At 68.1% G+C, this 17255-nt stretch carries 14 protein-coding genes and 1 pseudogene; 6 read left to right on the forward strand and 9 right to left on the reverse strand.

Annotation, left to right across the window (positions count from 1 at the left end; all coding sequences use genetic code 11):
• Positions 1-200 precede the first annotated feature (200 nt).
• Positions 201-902 (reverse strand): SDR family oxidoreductase, encoded by a 702-nt coding sequence (locus tag ACIQGQ_RS05210; protein ID WP_402390866.1) that lies wholly within the window; start codon positions 900-902, stop codon positions 201-203.
• A 55-nt stretch (positions 903-957) separates the two neighbouring features.
• Here ACIQGQ_RS05210 and ACIQGQ_RS05215 point away from each other — a divergent pair, with 55 nt between their 5' ends.
• A complete protein-coding gene (locus ACIQGQ_RS05215; protein ID WP_402390869.1) occupies positions 958-1395 on the forward strand; it encodes a MerR family transcriptional regulator in 438 nt (145 codons plus the stop codon).
• A 38-nt stretch (positions 1396-1433) separates the two neighbouring features.
• Here ACIQGQ_RS05215 and holA read toward each other — a convergent pair whose 3' ends face one another.
• Positions 1434-2420: a DNA polymerase III subunit delta gene (holA, locus tag ACIQGQ_RS05220; protein ID WP_402390872.1), complete on the reverse strand. Its 987-nt coding sequence runs from the start codon at positions 2418-2420 to the stop codon at positions 1434-1436.
• A gap of 94 nt (positions 2421-2514) precedes the next feature.
• On the opposite strand from holA, the gene ACIQGQ_RS05225 reads away from it, so the two are divergent.
• Positions 2515-2760 (forward strand): hypothetical protein, encoded by a 246-nt coding sequence (locus ACIQGQ_RS05225; protein ID WP_366291079.1) that lies wholly within the window; start codon positions 2515-2517, stop codon positions 2758-2760.
• A gap of 35 nt (positions 2761-2795) precedes the next feature.
• On the opposite strand, the gene ACIQGQ_RS05230 is transcribed toward ACIQGQ_RS05225, so the two are convergent.
• A complete protein-coding gene (locus tag ACIQGQ_RS05230) occupies positions 2796-3677 on the reverse strand; it encodes a YceI family protein (protein ID WP_366291077.1) in 882 nt (293 codons plus the stop codon).
• Between the two features lie 146 nt (positions 3678-3823).
• Positions 3824-4603: pseudogene (locus ACIQGQ_RS05235) on the reverse strand (ComEC/Rec2 family competence protein); the annotation flags it as partial.
• A gap of 199 nt (positions 4604-4802) precedes the next feature.
• On the opposite strand from ACIQGQ_RS05235, the gene ACIQGQ_RS05240 reads away from it, so the two are divergent.
• A complete protein-coding gene (locus ACIQGQ_RS05240) occupies positions 4803-5993 on the forward strand; it encodes a hypothetical protein (RefSeq protein ID WP_402390876.1) in 1191 nt (396 codons plus the stop codon).
• Positions 5994-6412: 419 nt separating this feature from the next.
• Here ACIQGQ_RS05240 and ACIQGQ_RS05245 read toward each other — a convergent pair whose 3' ends face one another.
• On the reverse strand, positions 6413-7519 hold the full coding sequence (locus tag ACIQGQ_RS05245) for a hypothetical protein (protein ID WP_402390879.1): 1107 nt from the start codon (positions 7517-7519) through the stop codon (positions 6413-6415).
• A gap of 463 nt (positions 7520-7982) precedes the next feature.
• Here ACIQGQ_RS05245 and ACIQGQ_RS05250 point away from each other — a divergent pair, with 463 nt between their 5' ends.
• The 3 genes from ACIQGQ_RS05250 to ACIQGQ_RS05260 are packed head-to-tail and all read left to right on the forward strand — an operon-like array spanning position 7983 to position 11312.
• Entirely contained in the window at positions 7983-8999 is a 1017-nt protein-coding gene (locus ACIQGQ_RS05250; RefSeq protein WP_402390882.1) for an ABC-three component system protein, read from the forward strand.
• The gene (locus tag ACIQGQ_RS05255) at positions 8942-9457 is read left to right on the forward strand and encodes an ABC-three component system middle component 2 (RefSeq protein ID WP_402390885.1); all 516 of its coding nucleotides are present in this window, start codon (positions 8942-8944) and stop codon (positions 9455-9457) included. Before ACIQGQ_RS05250 ends, ACIQGQ_RS05255 begins: the two co-directional genes overlap by 58 nt.
• Positions 9450-11312, forward strand: coding sequence for a hypothetical protein (locus tag ACIQGQ_RS05260; RefSeq protein ID WP_402390887.1), 1863 nt, complete (start codon positions 9450-9452; stop codon positions 11310-11312). Before ACIQGQ_RS05255 ends, ACIQGQ_RS05260 begins: the two co-directional genes overlap by 8 nt.
• A gap of 79 nt (positions 11313-11391) precedes the next feature.
• On the opposite strand, the gene ACIQGQ_RS05265 is transcribed toward ACIQGQ_RS05260, so the two are convergent.
• The 4 genes from ACIQGQ_RS05265 to ACIQGQ_RS05280 are packed head-to-tail and all read right to left on the reverse strand — an operon-like array spanning position 11392 to position 17211.
• Positions 11392-11823 carry a hypothetical protein gene (locus ACIQGQ_RS05265; RefSeq protein WP_402390889.1) on the reverse strand — a complete coding sequence of 144 codons (432 nt, stop codon included), beginning with the start codon at positions 11821-11823 and terminating at the stop codon, positions 11392-11394.
• Positions 11820-13919, reverse strand: a complete 2100-nt coding sequence (locus ACIQGQ_RS05270) for an integrase (RefSeq protein WP_402390892.1) — start codon at positions 13917-13919, stop codon at positions 11820-11822. Before ACIQGQ_RS05270 ends, ACIQGQ_RS05265 begins: the two co-directional genes overlap by 4 nt.
• The gene (locus ACIQGQ_RS05275) at positions 13916-15670 is read right to left on the reverse strand and encodes a hypothetical protein (RefSeq protein WP_402390895.1); all 1755 of its coding nucleotides are present in this window, start codon (positions 15668-15670) and stop codon (positions 13916-13918) included. The genes ACIQGQ_RS05270 and ACIQGQ_RS05275 overlap by 4 nt, the downstream gene beginning before the upstream one ends.
• Positions 15667-17211 carry a site-specific integrase gene (locus tag ACIQGQ_RS05280; protein ID WP_402390898.1) on the reverse strand — a complete coding sequence of 515 codons (1545 nt, stop codon included), beginning with the start codon at positions 17209-17211 and terminating at the stop codon, positions 15667-15669. Before ACIQGQ_RS05280 ends, ACIQGQ_RS05275 begins: the two co-directional genes overlap by 4 nt.
• Between the last annotated feature and the right edge of the window lie 44 nt (positions 17212-17255).

The raw sequence follows: 17255 nt of genomic DNA on the forward strand, positions 1-17255 counted from the left end.
GAACCTGCGTTCGCCACGCGGGTGCGGCGCACCGAAGCGTGAACCGAAGGCCCCGGCCTCCGCCCTCCCCCAGGGCGGCTGCCGGGGCCTTCGGCGTGCGTACATGTGGCTCCCCGGGACCTGCGGGGCCGGGGCCGGACGGGACTGCGGGGCGCGCGTCCCCCAGATGCCGGCGGCCCGGCCCCGGCCCGCCGCCTGCGTCAGACCGGCTGGCCGATCGGGCGGATCACCAGCGTGTTGACGTCTGTTCCGGGCGGCTGGCCGACCGCCCACACGATCGACTCCGCGACCTGCTCCGCGGTCAGCATCGGCCTCTCCGGCCGCCCGCCCAGGTTGTCCCAGAAGGTGGTGTCCATACCGCCCGGCGCGACCAGTGTCACCCCCACGCCATGCCCCGTCAGCGCCCGGCGGGCGTTCTCGGCCAGGCCGGTCAGCGCCCACTTGGTCGCGCCGTAAAGGCTGCCGGGAGCGTGGACGAAGCCCGCGACGCTGCCCACCAGGACGATCCGGCCCCGGGTCGCCTTCAGCGCCTCCACCGAGGCTCGCACGACGACGGCCGGTCCCAGGACGTTGGTCAGCACCATCTCCCGCCAATGGGAGGGGTCGCCGTCGACGAGACTGTCCGACCTGGCGAAACCCGCGTTGGCAACGACTACGTCCAGCCGCCCGTACCTCTGGAGGGTGGCGTCCACCGCGGACTGCGTCGCCTCCGGGTCGGCGGCGTCGGCGACAAGGCCCAGCAGCCGATCAGGACTTCCGCAGTTCTCGGTGAACCGGTCGAGCCGGAGGCGGTCGCGTCCGGTAACAGCGACCCGGTGGCCGCGCTCGAGCAGCAGACGCGCGGTGGTCGCCCCGAGTCCTCCGGAGCCGCCGGTGATCAATGCGACAGGGGAATAGGTCATGGCTCCGGACGCTAGATCCTGGAGTCGGCTCTAGAGCAAGCCGTACGCTCGGCGCATGCCTCACCCGCCGTCCCTCACGATCGGCCAGGTCGCGGAGCGCACCGGTCTCAGCGTGCACACCCTGCGCTTCTACGAGAAAGAAGGACTCTTCGCTTTCCCGGTTCGCCGCGTTCACGGCAACCGCGTCTACGGAGAGAAAGACCTTGAGTGGCTCCATCTGTGCACCAGGCTCCGCGCGTCCGGCATGCCCCTCCCCGCAATCCGCGAGTACGCGACCCTCGTGAGAGAGGGGCCCACGACCCTCCGAGCGCGGCTCGCCCTCCTGCACACCCACCAGCAACGGCTAGCCGCCCGGATCGAGGAACTGTCCTCCTGCTCGGCGCTGATCTCCCACAAGGTGGCCCTGTACGAGGAACAGATTTCCGGAGGTGGCGACGATCCTCTCCTGCCCGGTTCGCTTCCCCATCAAGAGGAACCGCCGGGCCGCGGGTAGGCGGCAGTGCCCAGACGGCGCTCCTTTCGAAACACGCCCTAGCGGCCCGACCTGGCGGCCCGGGCCACCGCGACCACGGCCTTCTCCAGCGCGTACTCCGGGTCGTCGCCACCGCCCTTGACCCCGGCGTCCGCGTCCGCGACCGCGCGCAGCGCGAGGGCCACCCCGTCCGGCGTCCAGCCGCGCATCTGCTGCCGCACCCGGTCGATCTTCCAGGGCGGCATGCCCAGCTCACGGGCGAGGTCGGCGGGGCGGCCGCCGCGGGCCGAGGACAGCTTGCCGATCGCCCGCACGCCCTGGGCCAGCGCGCTCGTGATGAGTACGGGCGCCACGCCCGTCGACAACGACCAGCGCAGCGCCTCCAGCGCCTCCGCCGCCCGGCCCTCCACCGCGCGGTCGGCGACCGTGAAGCTCGACGCCTCGGCGCGGCCCGTGTAGTAGCGGGCGACGACCGCTTCGTCGATGGTGCCCTCGACGTCCGCGACGAGCTGCGAGACCGCGCTCGCCAGCTCCCGCAGGTCGCTGCCGATGGAATCGACCAGGGCCTGGCACGCCTCGGGCGTGGCCGACCGCCCCAGCGCCCGGAACTCCGACCGTACGAAGGACAGCCGCTCGGCCGGCTTGGTCGTCTTCGGGCAGGCGACCTCCCGCGCCCCGGCCTTGCGTGCCGCGTCGAGCAGCCCCTTCCCCTTGGCGCCGCCCGCGTGCAGCAGGACCAGGGTGATCTCCTCGACCGGGTCGCCGAGGTACGCCTTGACGTCCTTGACCGAGTCGGCGGAGAGGTCCTGCGACCCGCGGACGATCACCACCTTGCGCTCGGCGAAGAGCGAGGGGCTCGTCAGCTCGGCGAGGGTGCCCGGCTGGAGCTGGTCGGAGGTGAGGTCGCGGATGTCCGTGTCGGGGTCGGAGGCGCGGGCCGCCGCCACCACCTGCTGCACGGCGCGGTCCAGGAGCAGGTCCTCCTGGCCCACGGCGAGCGTGAGGGGAGCGAGCGGGTCGTCGGTGGAACTCTTTCTGGTGGCCATCGCCGTCCAGCATCCCACGCACCTCCGACAACGGCCCCGGGCTCCCTCCCCCACCGCTTCCCCCGGCACTTCCCGGGTACAGGAGAATGGCCCGGTGAGCGATGTGAGACATGTGCTGGTGCTGCCCGACCGCGACGCGGCGGAGGAGGTGGCCGAGGAACTCGGCCTGCGCTTCGGGGTCGCCGAGGAACCCCAGCTCGTACGCGACGCGCTGGCCGGCGAGGACGACGCCGAGGACGCCCAGTGGCTGGTGGTCGTGGAGGACACCGCCGCACGGCTGGACGCCACCGCGCTCGACGCCCTCGCGGCGGAGTACGAAGGGTGGCTCGAAGCCCCGTAGCCCTGTAGCCCCTGCCCTCGGGGAGACCCGGTGGCTCAGCCCTTGGGGACTATCTGTATGTCCAGGTCGATGGCGATGCTGGAGCCGACGGCCGCGATGCCCCGGGCCAGCATGGTCTGCCAGGTCAGGGTGAAGTCCTCGCGGTGCAGTTCGGTGGTGGCCCGGCAGGCGGCGCGGGTCTCGCCCTCCAGGCCGCTCCCGAGACCGAGGTACTGGCTGTCCAGCGTGACCGTCCGGCTGACACCGTGCAGGGTGAGCGCGCCCGTCACGCCCCAGCGGGTGCCGCCCCGGTGGACGAAGCGGTCACTGTAGAACTCCATCGTCGGGTACCGCCCGACATCGAGGAAGTCGCTGGAGCGCAGGTGGTCGTCGCGCATCTGGACGTTGGTGTCGATCGACGCGGCGTCGATGATCACGTGCATGGCCGAGTCCTCCATGCGATCGGCGATCCGCACGGCCCCGGCGAAGGTGTTGAACCGGCCGTGGATCCGCGCGAGGCCGATGTGCCGGGCGGTGAAGCCGATCTGCGAGTGCATCGGCTCGATCGCCCACTCGCCCGGGGCGGGCAGCTGCGGGGGCGGGGACAGTTGGAGGGTCACGTCGCCGAGGTCGGCGTGACCGCCCTCGACCACCGTGGCGGAGCCGTGGAACGGGGTGAAGCCCTCGGCCGTGACGACCAGCCGGTACTCACCGGCCGGGACGGTGGCGAGCACACTGCCGAACGGGTCCGTCTCACCGCTGAAGATCCGGTGTCCGGACCTGTCCATGACGGCGAACTCGGCCATTGGGACGATCTCGTTGACGGGGTCCAGCACACGGCAGCTGAGCAGCCCGGCGGTCCGCGGCACCTTGAGTCCGGCGAGGGCGTTGCCCTGCCCGGGCCCCGCCGCTCGGTTCTTCAGCCAACGCCCGAACATCTTCCACCTCTCCCCAGGAACGGTTCGCCTGGGCCCGGCGGCTGAACCTTCCTGTCGGAGCAGCGGCCCACCGACGACCATGCATTCGACCACCATTGTGGCGTTCGAGGCAAACGGAGCGACTGGTAGCGACTGGTTACGAGACATCACCAAAGCCCCGAATCGCCGACCGCCCGCAGCCCCGGTCCGGCGCCCGACACCGCGATCGCCCCCTCGGTGTCCGTACGCAGCACCATGGCCCCGCCCGCCCGGAGCGCGTCGACGGTACGCGCGGCCGGATGACCGTACGGGTTGTCCCGGCCCACGCTCACCAGAGCGAGTCTCGGGCGCACGGCACGCAGCAGGGCGGGATCCTGATAGGCCGATCCGTGATGGGCGACCTTGAGCACGTCCACCCGCGACAGCGTCGGGTATCTGCGCAACAGCCCCTGCTGGGCCGGGGGTTCGAGGTCTCCGGGCAGCAGCAGGGTCAGGCCGCCGGCCCGGACGTACAGGGTCACGCTGGCGTCGTTCGGGTCCCGGGGCGGGGGCTCGGTACCGGATGCCGCCCAACCACTGCCCGGTCCGGCCGTGTCGGCGGGCCAGAGGACCCGCCAGTCGAGCGCCCCGATCCTGCGGTGCTCCTCCGGGACGGCCCGGACCAGCCGCACGTGCGCCGAGGCCGCCGTTCTGCGTACGAAGGCGGCCTGGTCCGGCGGTTCGTCCAGGCTCGTCGTCTCGATCGCGCCGACCGCCCTGCCCCGCAGCACCCCGGGCAGCCCGCGCACATGGTCGGCGTGGAAGTGGGTGAGGATCAGGAACGGCACCTCGTTGACACCGAGTTCGCGCAGACACCGGTCGACGAGCAGCGGGTCCGGCCCGGCGTCGACGACCACCGCCGCCCCCTCCCCCGCGGCCAGCACCAGGGCGTCCCCCTGCCCCACGTCTTCTCTGTCAAGTTCAGCGTGTTGAAGTTCTTAGAGCCTGACCGGGCTCTGTCGGGTGGGGCCCGTCCGGGAGGCGCCTTGCACCCTGTAACCAGGGTTCGGATTACTCACAAAGGTCAGCTCAAGGCAATCTCCATCTGGCCTGCTCCAGATGGAGCATGGATAGTGACCAGCCCCTTCCCTACGCGTTGGGACCGTCGTGCCGAAGAATGCATCCAGCTCCAGCAATATCAGCGCCACCCCGGCCACAGTGCCGCAGGCGTTCTTGTTGAGTTCCCAACAAGGGGAAGCCGCGCGCACGCTGCTGAGTTACGCGTGCTCCCTCGCGCTACCCGGCCCTGATGCTCAGCTCGTCGCCGTGGTGGTGGCCATCCGGGCCGCCCGTGGTGGTGTCGGAAACCTCACCGGGGCGGACCTGTCCGCTCTGCGGCTCGGTGACGCACGCGAAGCCGTCCACGCCCTTCGCTGCCTGGGCTGGCAGATCGGCGACGCTCTCTTCAGCAACGATCCCGCGACTCCGGTACCAATCACGGTCCCCGACATGGCCCGGACAGATGATCACCCGCTCCCTTTCGGGAAGAACGTACGCTCGCGGGTGTCCGGATGGACCACGCGCGCCATGTCCGCCAAGCCGGTCAAGAAGCTTCCTCCTGCGGCGCGGCTGGCCGGTCTGTTCCTCGCGGCGCACAGCACGTCCAAGCTTCTCGGGCAGATCCCGCCCGACTTCACCGATGCCTGCCGAGCCGCCCTACCCGACCTCCTACGAAAGGGGTTCCTCACGGAGTTGTCCGAGGATCGCTACCGCCTTGACCCGGCCGTACGCCACTTGTCGGGATTGCACCGTCCAACCGAAGACGAGCGGACGGCCGAGGCCGCGAAGGCCGAAGGTCAAGTCGAGTGCCGCATGAGGCCGGCGGTTCGGTTTGACGCCGCAGCCTGGTCCCAGTGGAAGAACGCGGCAACCCCCGCGTTGCGGCGGCACGCCGAGGCTGTCGAGTACTGCGCCGTGTGCACGCTCGAACCGGGACAGGTCGCTGCGGCGTTCATGGAGCGGGTCCGCCCGCAGTTCGTCCCCAAGTGGATCAAGAACGCCTACGGCGAGTGGAAGGAGGCCCACCCTGACCGCGGACCGCAGGCAGCCGAGTTCACTGTGGTCTTCCGGGCAGAGCACGGCCACGGTCCCTCCTTCAACCAGCTGTGCTCGGGCCTGGGGTGGGACGTGTGCAGATCTGTGCGTAGCTTCATCGTGCAGCGGCTGCTGTCGAACGAGTGGCTGATGGACACGAGCCCCGTGCCGTGGACGCTACGGCCGGGGGTGATGGCTCAGGCCCAGGGCATCTCGTTGCCGAAGGCGCGGGCCTCGGCCGTCGCCGTACGCCCTGGCGCATAACCCCGGCGGCCCCAGGGGCTGCGGGAGGCTCTGGTGTGTTCATGGGCCCGTCTATAGGTTCGCTGACCGTCGAGGAATCAGAGCCCGGACGCCGACCTACGGCATGGGTGACTGGGGACACGTCACCGTGGGAGCGATCGGCGACGAGACACCGTTCGCAGATCACGGGGAGAGCCTTCTTGGATGCGGGAAGAGCACGAAGCGATCACCGGACAGGCTGCCTTGGAGTTCTCATTCCTTGGCGGTCTCGTCTGCTGCAAGCGATGAGCCGGGGACCTCCGCCTGATCCCGATTTGATGATCTTGGTGTGGCTGTGTGATGACGGCGTCGGAGCCGTTGGCTTTGTTCACGAGAATGGACAGCAGATGTTCACCACTTCGGAAGGCACGAGAGTCTGGTGCTGTTCGATTGCCGGACGGCTAGAAGAGGCCAGCCGAGGTGCTCTGCGTGAGGTTCTCGAGGATCGTGCGCAGACACGGGCTGCGCACAGCTGGTAGCCGGACCAAGGTGTGTTGGAACGTTCCCCGGTCGGCCCGGAACAGGTGGTTGGGCAGCAGCGGAAGCGGGTAGTCGCGGAGGACGTCTTGGGCTATGCGGCCCGACGCGGGAACCGGCAAGTTCGGTTCGGGAGAGACCAGCCACAGCCACACCCCCAGCGGCAGGGGCACCAGGTATGCCGGTGTGGTCGGGTCTGCAGGGGTCCAGGTCCGGCCCGTCTGGGGATGGACGGGGACGAGGAGGATGTCGACGCCTGCGTCCGGGGAGGGCTGTCCCGGTCCGGCCAGGACGGCATGCCGCTCCCGGGTGCCTGCCGGAAGCAAGGCGTCGAGCGTGCGTTGGAACACGTCCGCGGTCAGGCCGTCCGGAACCTTCACCGGCTGCCCCTCGGAGGCAATCAGAAGGTGGGCGAGCGCCTGGCCAGCTGCCGCCTCCCACTGCGGACTCCACGACCAGTAGTGGTTCGGCCCCAGCCTTCCTCCCCACGTGGCGATGGGCTCGAACGGGGGCGTTTTCTCCCCCTTCTCTGCCAACTCCGCCCAGGACAGGGGTACAGCGTGGATACCGTCGACGGGGACGCGGTGCACGACGTCTGAGCCGAGTCTCACCATCTGCCAGAGCGAGCAATCGTCGACCCTGGTCGCCACGGGGAGATCGCATGCCTCGCAGGCCATGTTGGGCCCGTCGGCCCCGTCGAGGCCACAGCAGGCACCGCCACGCTTCTCGGGAATCAACCGGGTTCCACGGATATCACCGGGCGCAATGACACTGGCCCCGGGCGTGCCGTCGGACAGGGCATGGACTGGCGCGTAGATGCCGCGTGCCTCAGCCTCGCCCGGATCAATCTCGTCCCACAGCCGCCACGGCCCTCCCCAAGGGTCCGGGTCCACGGCAAACGTCCCGGATTCCATGAGCACCGGAAGCTGGGCCCCGTTCCCGTACTGCTGACGGGCGTGTACTGGCAGTGAGACCTGGGACAGCGGGGCGGTCAGCTCGGCGCCGCATCCCGCACACACGAAAACGAACAAACTTCCTCCGCCTGGGAAACAGACGCATCGTCGCAGCTCACCGGCGGGCGGCCAACATGTTTTCTCATCTGCTGTGGGAACGGCACCTGCCACCGTCGCGGAGTGTCAACGCAGCGCGAGCAGATGCCAGCCGCCGCCTCGGACCCCGGCAAGCGACTCACTCGGTGTTCGAATTCCCGGTGTGCTGAGGTGCCTTCCGAAGTGGTGAACATCTGCTGTCCATTCCCGTGAACAAAGCCAGGAGGACCGGTCACTGCTGGTTGCGGCGTACTGGCGAACAAACCTGGCCATCTGGCAGCTCGCACCGCTGTTCGGGTCTGGATGCGGCTGCCTCCCGGTGATATCTCTTGAGATCGCCAAGCACAGCAGGGGGGATGGCGTGACGGGCCAGCATGACGGTCAGCCGGGGGGTGAAGAGCAGCGGGCACTGACAGTGCTGCCGCCTAGGCTCAGCATGCCGAGGATGGCGACGCCGAAGCAGACGGTCACTTTCCTGATGGACCCCGACGATTTCGAGGAGTTCGTGAAGGAATGGGTGCCGACGCAGGGGGCGAAGTACGACCTCGTTGAGCGGCAGGGAGGCGCGGGGGACCACGGGATCGACGTGGCGGGCTTCCTGACGCAGGCGAAGCTGGAGGGGGAATGGCACAACTACCAGTGCAAGCAGTACAAGCGGGATCTGTCCTGGACCACAGCGGCCCAGGAGATGCGGAAGATGTTCGTGGCCGCTGCGGCCGGTCATTTCACCGTCCCGAGCCGTTACGTCTTCGTTGCTCTCACCTTCGCTGCCAGCCTGAAGCGCCTCATCTCGAAGCCGTCCGAGTGCCGGACAAAGTTCCTGGCGGACCTGACCACGACCAGGGACAAGCTCGTGACCAGGCTCGATGATGACGAGCGCCGCAAGGTCAAGGAACTGGCGGAAGGCACCGACTTCGGCATGTTCTCGTGCGTCGATCTTGATCAGGTGCTCGAAGAGCACATGACCACGCCGCACTGGCTCGCGCGTTTCCCGCACGTTCCACCGGCGAACGGGCCGATCAAGCTGACTCCTCCCGAGCGGCCCCGGCACGACGAGGCGCGGTATGTGCAGCGCTTAGTCGATGTCTACCGGGAGCGGTTTCCCGACAAGATCAACACTCTGGAGCAGGTCGAGGACGTGGCCGAGGCCAAGGGGCACCTCCTGCGGCAGCGGGTGGCCTTCTTCGCCGCCGAGTCCGTGCGCGTGTTCGCGCGGGACTCGACCACGCCGGAATATTTTGACCAGGTCAAAGAGGATATCTACACGATTGTCGTGGAGGAGTCGGAGCGGGCTCACTCGAACGGCTGGGAACGCCACGCAGCCGTCATGATCTGCGCGGGAACCGTGGAAGTGACCGAGACGGTCCTCAAACCCTACGTGGGGCCGGAGGTCCGCAAGGGGGTATGTCACCACCTGGCGAACGACAACCGCCTTATCTGGTGCCGGGAGGGAGAACAGTGACCCCGCTTAACAGCCCGCTCGAGGTGGGCGTGCGCGCTCTTGTCCTCCTGGTCGAAAGTCACCCCCGGCCCTTGGACCTCGCCCAGCTTGTCGCGCTGGACTACCTCATGCTCCACAGCGGCGAGTTCGACGGCCCGCGCAGCCTCCACCCCGATCTGCCAGCCCGGGAGGGCGAACTCGGCAGGAAGCGAGAACTCCTCGAACAAGGTCTTCTCGTGCTGATCCGGGCCGGGCTGGCCGACCTCGTCAGCAGCGACGACGGCCTCGTGTACGCGGCCGCGGAAAACGGCCCCACCTTCATCGAAGTGCTGGAAGCCCCTTACGTTGCATCTCTGCGCGAACGGGCCGAGTGGGCCCTCAACCGCTACGCCTCCCCGGCGCACGCCCGCAGTGTGACCCATCAGATCATCAACCGCGCCACAACAGGCTCCGCATCCGAAGGGGCTGGCCATGGCTGACCTGCGTCTGACACATCTCACCTACGCCTCCGCGGCCAAGCCGCTCGCGACAGTGGACTTCGACCCGTCCCTCACCGTCGTCTACGGTGCCTCGGACACCGGCAAGTCGTTTGTCGCGGAGTCAATCGAGTACATGCTCGGCGGCAGCAAGCTCGATCTCGTCTCCGAGGCCGAGGGATACAGCCAGATCCTCCTCGGCCTCGAACTCGACGACGGTACCCCGCTCACCCTGCTGCGCGTCCCGGAATCCAACACCGTCCACGTGCACTGGGCGGACCTGCGGGAGCTGGTCACCCGCCCCTCCGACTTTGACGTCACGGCCAAGCACACCGCGCGCAGCAAGAACAGCCTCTCCCAGTTCCTCCTGGGCCACCTGGGATGGGACGACCTGCGCATTCGCACGAACGACGCAGGCGGCACGCGCGAGCTGCGCCTGAGCGACCTGGTTCACCTCTCGGTCGTTCCTGAAAACCGCATGGTCGACAAACGCTCCCCGGTCCTGCACTCCTCCTCGGCCAACGGGAAGACCGCGGCGGCCTCCGTCATGCGGCTGCTGCTGACCGGAGAAGGCGACGCCGAGGTCACTACCGGCATGAACGCCGGCCAGCGCCGCGTCAACAAAGGGCAGATCAGCCTCCTCGACCGGATCATCGTCGACCTGCAGAACAAGCTCAGCACCTCCGAGAACGTTCACGAACTCCGCGACCGGCACCGGCGCCTGCAGACAACCATCGATGGCTACTCCCGCGCAGTCGAGACCATCACCCAACAGCACCTGAACTCCGTGACCGAACGCATGTCGGTCACGGAGGAGCTGGCCGGGATAGAAGCACGCCTGGCCGAGGTCGGCGACCTCATGTCCCGGTTCACTCTGTTGGAAAAGCAGTACCGCTCCGACATTGACCGGCTCGTCATGGTCACCGAGGCCGGCAACCTCCTGGGGTTCTTCAAGGTCGGCACCTGCGTCTTCTGCGGTGCCGAACCCGAACACCAGCACCCCGACCACAGCGAACGCGAGACGACCCAGCTGCATCTCGCAGTGGAGACCGAGATGGCCAAGACCACCTCCCTCCTCGATGACCTTCGGCCGACCATGCGCGACCTACTCAGTCAGATCGAAGAGCTCAGCAGCCGCAGGGAGGAGCTGAAGGCATCCGCTGCTCGCCTCGACGCGGACATCTCCGTCACCCGGGGACGGCTCGCCCCGCTGCGCGAGGACATGGACCAGCATCTTGAGGTCCGCTCAGCCATCGAACGCGACCTGGACCTTCACCAGCGCATTGAGGAACTGGAAGAACGCCGGTCGCAGCTGGACGGTGAAGCCGCAACGCCCGTCCACCGGCCCACCGACTACATTCCGAACCGGGCACTCTCCGCCTTTGACCAGGTCCTCCAGCACACGCTGGAGGCGTGGAAGGTGCCCTCCGTCGAGTACGCGGAGTACGACCAGTACCAGATGGAGATCAGGGCAGGTAACCGACTGCGGGCCTCTCGGGGCAAGGGCGTCCGCTCCGTGCTGCACTCCGCATTCACCACGGCCCTGGCCCACTACTGCCGTGAGCACGACCGGCCGCACCCCGGGCTCGTCGTCCTCGACTCGCCCGTCGTCACCTACCGCGGCCCCCACAGCGACCCCCAGAGCGACGCCCCAGGCGACGACGTACCGATGACATCGACCGTCGTCGATCACTTCTACCGGAACATGCTCACCTTCCCAGGACAGGTGATCATCTTCGAGAACGGTGACCCGCCCCACGACGTCATCGCCCAAGCCCGCACCCACCGGTTCGGCCTGCAAGAAGGCGACCGTTCCGGCTTCTTCCCTTCAAGGCGGGAGAGCCAGTCAGGTCCGTGAGCGGCTGAGATCACGAGCTGCGAGCCACAGGAGCGGCGACGGCGTACGCCTCGACGTGCTCGGCCTCCGGTGTTACCGCTCAGGAACGCCTGCGGTCGGCTCGCGGCCGGGGCTGCGTGGGCAGCGAACGCACAGTGGGATCAGGGGCGGCGAGCCGCTGACGCAGTTGCCGGTTCTCCATCTGTGCCTGGTGCAGTGCGCCGACCAGGGTTTCGACGTCGGACCGCAGGACCTCAAGCTCCTTGGCGTCCGCCGCCCGCAGTTCCTTGAGCTTGGTCATTTGCCGCCGTAGCCGCTTTTCACTGTCCGGCATGGCGCCGCGGGCGCGGACCTTCTCGTAGAACTCGTTCTTCAGGTCCAGGTGGCGCTGGGTGAGTGCATTGCGCGGGACCTGTGCCTCCTGGGCGAGGGCCACGATGGTCAGGGCGCCGTTGGAGTGTTCGGGGGTGTCGGCCAGGATCCGGTCCATGGCGGCCCGGATGCGGTCGCGTTCATCAGGCGCGGGGCTCATGACGGGTCCTCCTGAACGGTGACGCGGTTGCGGTAGTGCTCGTCGGCAAAAGATCGCAGGTGGCTGGCGCGGCGGCGGAATCGGTCGGCCAGCGGGACGGGGACAAGTTCGGAAAGGGCCTGCTTCTCCAACTGCTCTGCCAATGCGATGAGTTGTTCAGCGTGGTGGTCGGTGCGGGTGATGTTCGCGCAGGACGGCTGGCATCGCTCCAGGCTGGGGGCCTCCTGCTGGCCCTCCAGTCGGTGGCACAGGGCTTTGTCGCGGTTGTAGACGCACATCAGGTAGCTGCCGGGGTTGTCGTAGACGGACAGCTGCGAGTTGTCCAGGATGTCTTGAGCGGTCCGTACGCTGATCACGGTGCCGATGAACTCTGGGGCGTGGGCGGCTGCGTTGATCGCGCGGCGGGCTGCTGGGCCGGAGATTCCGACTCCTTCGCTCAGGTCGGCGTTGAGTGTGGCCAGGGTGTCGACGGTCGCCCGGGCGGTTTCGATGTCGAGGAGGTCGTGAATACCGTCGCGGCTGCGCGAGGCATAGCCGACGCTGACCACCGTACGCATGTGGCCGTACTGGATCGCCAGGGCTACCAGGCCGCCGGGGCGGCGGGCGATGTGCCAGGCCAGGGTCCGTCTGAACCGTTCGGTGCCGATCGCTCCGTGCGGGTCGGCGGGGACGGTCTCCTGCGGCCGCTTCAGGCGGGTGGCCTGGTCAGATGCCCAGGTGGCGAAAGCTTCGATGCGCTCGCTCATCGTCGCGTAGGTGATGGATCCAGTGAATTTGCGCCGCAGGCGGAAGTCGTGGGCGTGCGCGTCGAACAGCAGGTTGCCTTCGGGGACGATCTGCTCCAGGACCCGGATGGCGCTGACGGCGGGGGCGATGGCGACCCACGGCATCTCGCGCAGCGTCCCCTTGGACAGGTAGTTGCCGTCCTCATCGCGGGCGGTCTTGTAGACGTTTCCGTAGATCAGGTGCGGTCCTGAGTCGGGTTCGGGGCAGCTTCCGCTGTGCAGGCTCAGCACCTCTCCCGGCCGCATGCCGGTCAGGTAGGCCAGCACGATGAAACAGGCCGTGCCCAGGTGCCGCATCAACGAGTCGACGTCGCCGAAGTCGATCGCCTTGGTCCAGGGGGTGCCGTCGATACGGCCTTTGATCTTGAGTTTCAGTGAGCTGGGGCCGAGGTTCGCGCGGGCGTACTCACTCCGGTAGCCCCTCCTGAGCACCCTGTCGACCTGGCCCATGGAGGCGCCGGTCAGAGCGGAGATGTAGGGGATGCACTCCGTGGGCCCGTGCGATTGGACCCAGCTGGGGATGGGCTCGCCGCGGTCGCGGCGGGCGTCGACATAGTCCTTGATGCGGGCCAGGCCCAGCTTGTTGGTGACCGTGGCCTCGGCCCGGGCGGTCATCTCCGCGGCCTTCTCCCAGGCACTCATGATGTCTTCGGCGAAGTCGTCGACGACCCGCAGGGCCCAGATCAGCAGCGGTCCCATCGTGGCCGCCGTAATCGGCTCGGTCGCGTTCTCCCCGCGCGCGGTCGCCGCCGGCAGGAAGTCGTCGATCCCCTCCCAGTGCCACGGTGGTTCACCGATCCCCAGCGGCTGGGCGCCGTAGAAGTCGAAGGCCCATAGCCGAGAGATCGACGTCAGGAACGATCCTGCGTACTCGCGTGACTTCGGGGTGCGCAGGTTGTCGAGCGCGAACGCCCGCACGTCCTCTGTCGTGCACTGCGCGAGGGTGGTGATGTCCCGTTTGACCAGCCACTCGGCCAGGGCTCGCCAGCGCTGCACGGTGGCGTAGAGCTTGCCGGGGCTCTGTCGGGTCCGCCAGGTGGGGACACGGCCGACCAGGAAGTCGTCCGGCAGGGCCCGGTTGATCATCGACCAGACCAGGTAGGTGAACTCCTCCCGCAGCGGCTCGGGAAAGGCGTCGAGGTGTAGTGCGTTCCGGGATGCGCTCGGGTTCGCGTTGAGGGGAGACAGCGGCCAGATCATGTCGCTGTAGCGGGCGTTGGGGGCTTCCGGGTTGACGATCAGGTCAGCGGCGATGACGGGCGTATCGGGGCCCGGGCGGTCGGGAAGGCTTTCCAGAAGAGCGGCGGTCACAGGTCGTAGAGTCCGTTCAGCAGGTCGCCGACGACCTCTCGGTCCTCGGCGGTGACGTTGGCCAGGGCCCGGCGCCAAAGGGCAGGTCCCAGGCGCCTTTTGAGGTCGGACAGCCGGGCATGGGGCTCGGACCACTCCGCGTCCCAGACCGCCTTGGTCAGCACGTCCTCCAGTTCCCCAATGGCTCGGTGCAAGTGGGCCAGGCGGGCGTGGTGGGCGGGGTGAACGCGGGCGTTGGGGCATGCGGTGCAGAGCAGAAACGATGCCTCGCAGCTGGCGCCGGGCCCGGTGATGGGGCTGTTCTCGTAGTCCGCACAGCCGTTGGTGGCGGCCTCCACCTCGCCGTCCTCTGGAGTGTCGGTGAGCTTGGCCGTGAACACGGTGCGCAGGGCGGACTCCAGGGCGTCCTCGGCTCCTGCTGCGATGACCGGGATAGCGGCCTGCTGGGCCTGCGGTTCGGGGATGACGTAGACGCTGTCGTGGGTGTCCTGGCTGTTCTGCCCCGGCTCCCGCCGGTGCACCACGTTCGCCGTCTTGCGGGTCCGGCGCATGACGCCGCCCCCGTCAGGGCCGAAGTTGGTTCCGTAGTCGTCGAAGTCCGGCTTGGTCAGGCCCAAACCGAAGGGGCCCTCCCGGATCAGAGCCTCGTTGGTGTCCTGCCAGTGGCGTGGGCGGGTTTCGTGCCAGATGAGAAACCTGTCGGCGGTGCAGCCCACGGACGCCAGGTAGGCGCGGGCCGGGGCGGTGGCCTCCAGGGCCTCGGTGATCAGACGTCCCGGCGAATCGGCGCCGAAGTCGGCAAGGTTGCGGGTCTCGAAGTGATCGGCCTCGCCCTTGCGTCGCTTCTCCAGCTCCATCCGGTAGACCGGGAAGCGGCCCTCGCCCGAGTCCGGCGTCGCCCTGGGCGTGCGCATCTCGCCGACCGTGGTGGCGTTCAGGCCGTGCTCCGCCGCGAGCAAGACCCCCAGCGCGGTGGCCTCCCGACGTGAGAGATACAGACGCCTCCAGGTGTAAATGGCACCGTCACCGCCCATAGCCTTCGAATAGCGGAAGACTGGACGCATCCGGCCGTCACCTCTCGGATAGCGGGGAATTTGGCCGGTGCGGGCGAGGCAGTCCAGCCCCTCACCGATCAGCCAGTTCTGCAAATCCTGGGGCTCGATGGCGCCTGAGCGCCAGGACTCCAGCAACTGGACGTTCTCCCGGATCCGCAGCAGGGCGGAGCGAAACATCTGCCGGGCCGAGCGGCGGATCTCCTCGAACTCTTCGGGAGCGAAGGCATGTTCCTCAACCTTCACCCGAGGCACCCGCTTGGCCATGGCCACCCGTACCGGCCGTGCCAGGCGCGGGTCCAGCCGCAAGAAGCCCCCCACCGCGGTGATCTGGACATACCCCATCTGGGTCTCCGGGCGGCTCAGCCGCCATGCCTTCCAGGTCGCGGACGTCAAGTCCGCTATGCCGTCCGGCTGTTGGTCGGTCTCGGTCAGATACTCACCGAAACCTCTCAGCAGCCGCCAGATGTGGACGGAGGAGTCGTGACTGTCCCAGCCACCGCCGGGAGCGCACTTGGCCGCGAACACCGCGGCCAAGGACCGCCGCATCGCCGGGGCGAACGACAACTCGGCGAAATCGAACTCCTTGACGGTGCCCAGCTTGCTGCGGTGACGCACCACCAGCCCGGATGTATCAAGGACTGCCGGCCGCTGGTGCCCGCCCTCGGGAAGAGCCGCCTTGCGGCCCCGCCGGCTCACACCGTCTCCAGCAGCGTGTCGATGTCCTGGATGCCGTCGCTCTCCTCCGCAAGGCGGGCCAGCAGAGACGTGACCCGCGCATCTGACACGCTCAGGCCGCCGGCCTCGGTGTCCCGCGGTGCTGGGTCAGCCATCAGCGCCCGGATCTGCAGGTCCGAGACGGGCGCCAGATAGATCTTGCGGGTCAGCTCGATGTCCCGGTGCCCCAGCAGGTCCTGCACCATGCGCCACGGATCGCCGTAGAGAAGCCGGAAGTCCCGCCTCTCCTCAGGGGTGAGTCCCATCCGCACGTCCATAACGTGGTGCAGCACCACGAGCATGTAGAGGGCGAAGGAGTGTCGGCACATGTGCGGGGTGCAAAACGGCGGCTCCGCCATCACCGGTCCCAGCACGTCGTCGCACCGGTCCGAAGCCGTACGGAAGACGTTCTCCCACGATTCCGGCTGGAACGGCAGGCCCTGCTCGTTCAGCCACAACCACAGCGGTTCCGGCCCTACCGGGCCCTCGGTGAAGTACGTCATCCGCTCCTCCACTGGCGCGTCCGTCAGCGGCGTCTTCCCCACCGTCCCGTCACGGTCAACCCAGTGCAGGATCTTCTTGCGGCGCCCGGTGACCTTCGTGACCAGGCGCATCTCATCCAGCGCCTCATAGCGGCCCCTCACCTGCGCACGCCGGATCACCCGGGCCCGCAGCGACTCCATGTAGCTCTCGACCTCGCCGACCACGGGCGATGCCACGTAGTAGGTGCGGGCTCGCCTGGACTTCGTCACCCGCTTCGCCAGCCGCCCCGTGTAGTAGCGGGGGCCTCCAAGTCGCAGCCGTGGCACCTCAATCGTCAGCAGCGACGCTCCCTCGGTCAGCCGCATCCCCGAGGAGAAGAGCAGATCGGCGAAGGCGACGTTGCGGGCTTCCAGACGTCCCCGCCAGCCCGGCGACGGCAGGCCTTCCGCTGTATAGCCGCGCAGGCCGACGTCCACCCAGAGCCGGAACATCCGCGGCGTCAGCCAGTGCACATCACTGGACTTGGCCTCCTTCGCCCGGGCCTCCGGCGCCTGCACCACGTCGCCCTGGTAGCCAGCCACGGCATGCATCAGGATCGGGTTGCTCACCATGTTCTCCGTGGCAACCGCCCACTTGTACAGGCGGGTCAGAGCGGCAAGGCCGCGGTTCCAACGTGCGGCCCCGACTTTCTGCGGGTTCCGCGACGAGCGCGTACGCCAGTCCTCGAAGTCCCATAGGTCGTCGGCCGTGGCCTCGTTCCACACCTTGCCCCTGCCCCATAGGAAGTCAAAGAAGATCGCGTAGTCATCGGTGTAGTTCCGCTTGGTCTCCACCGCGAGACGGGCAAAGGAAGACCGGCACAGAAACAGGCTCAGCAATTCATCAATTCGGTAGTCAGGCGACAAGAGGATCGGATCCCCTGCGTGAATTCCCGTGCGGTCCTCCCTCTCAGCCAGATCCTCCAAACCCGTCAAAACGGGCACCCGGTGCGAATCAACCGCACGGACCCTCGGCACCCAGAAGACACGCCAGCCAGTCACAATGTCCCCTCCTGCTTCAGCTTCAACACGTCGATTCAACAGGG

Source organism: Streptomyces sp. NPDC092952, from assembly GCF_044754785.1.
Lineage (GTDB): Bacteria > Actinomycetota > Actinomycetes > Streptomycetales > Streptomycetaceae > Streptomyces.

Excerpts from the sequence above, each read along its gene's own strand:
- ACIQGQ_RS05255 (WP_402390885.1), top strand. The coding sequence starts at position 8,942 with ATGTCACCACCTGGCGAACGACAACCGCCTTATCTGGTGCCGGGAGGG.
- ACIQGQ_RS05215 (WP_402390869.1), top strand. The coding sequence starts at position 958 with ATGCCTCACCCGCCGTCCCTCACGATCGGCCAGGTCGCGGAGCGCACC.
- ACIQGQ_RS05260 (WP_402390887.1), top strand. The coding sequence starts at position 9,450 with ATGGCTGACCTGCGTCTGACACATCTCACCTACGCCTCCGCGGCCAAG.
- ACIQGQ_RS05210 (WP_402390866.1), bottom strand. The coding sequence starts at position 902 with ATGACCTATTCCCCTGTCGCATTGATCACCGGCGGCTCCGGAGGACTC.
- ACIQGQ_RS05265 (WP_402390889.1), bottom strand. The coding sequence starts at position 11,823 with ATGAGCCCCGCGCCTGATGAACGCGACCGCATCCGGGCCGCCATGGAC.
- ACIQGQ_RS05250 (WP_402390882.1), top strand. The coding sequence starts at position 7,983 with ATGGCGACGCCGAAGCAGACGGTCACTTTCCTGATGGACCCCGACGAT.
- holA (WP_402390872.1), bottom strand. The coding sequence starts at position 2,420 with ATGGCCACCAGAAAGAGTTCCACCGACGACCCGCTCGCTCCCCTCACG.
- ACIQGQ_RS05230 (WP_366291077.1), bottom strand. The coding sequence starts at position 3,677 with ATGTTCGGGCGTTGGCTGAAGAACCGAGCGGCGGGGCCCGGGCAGGGC.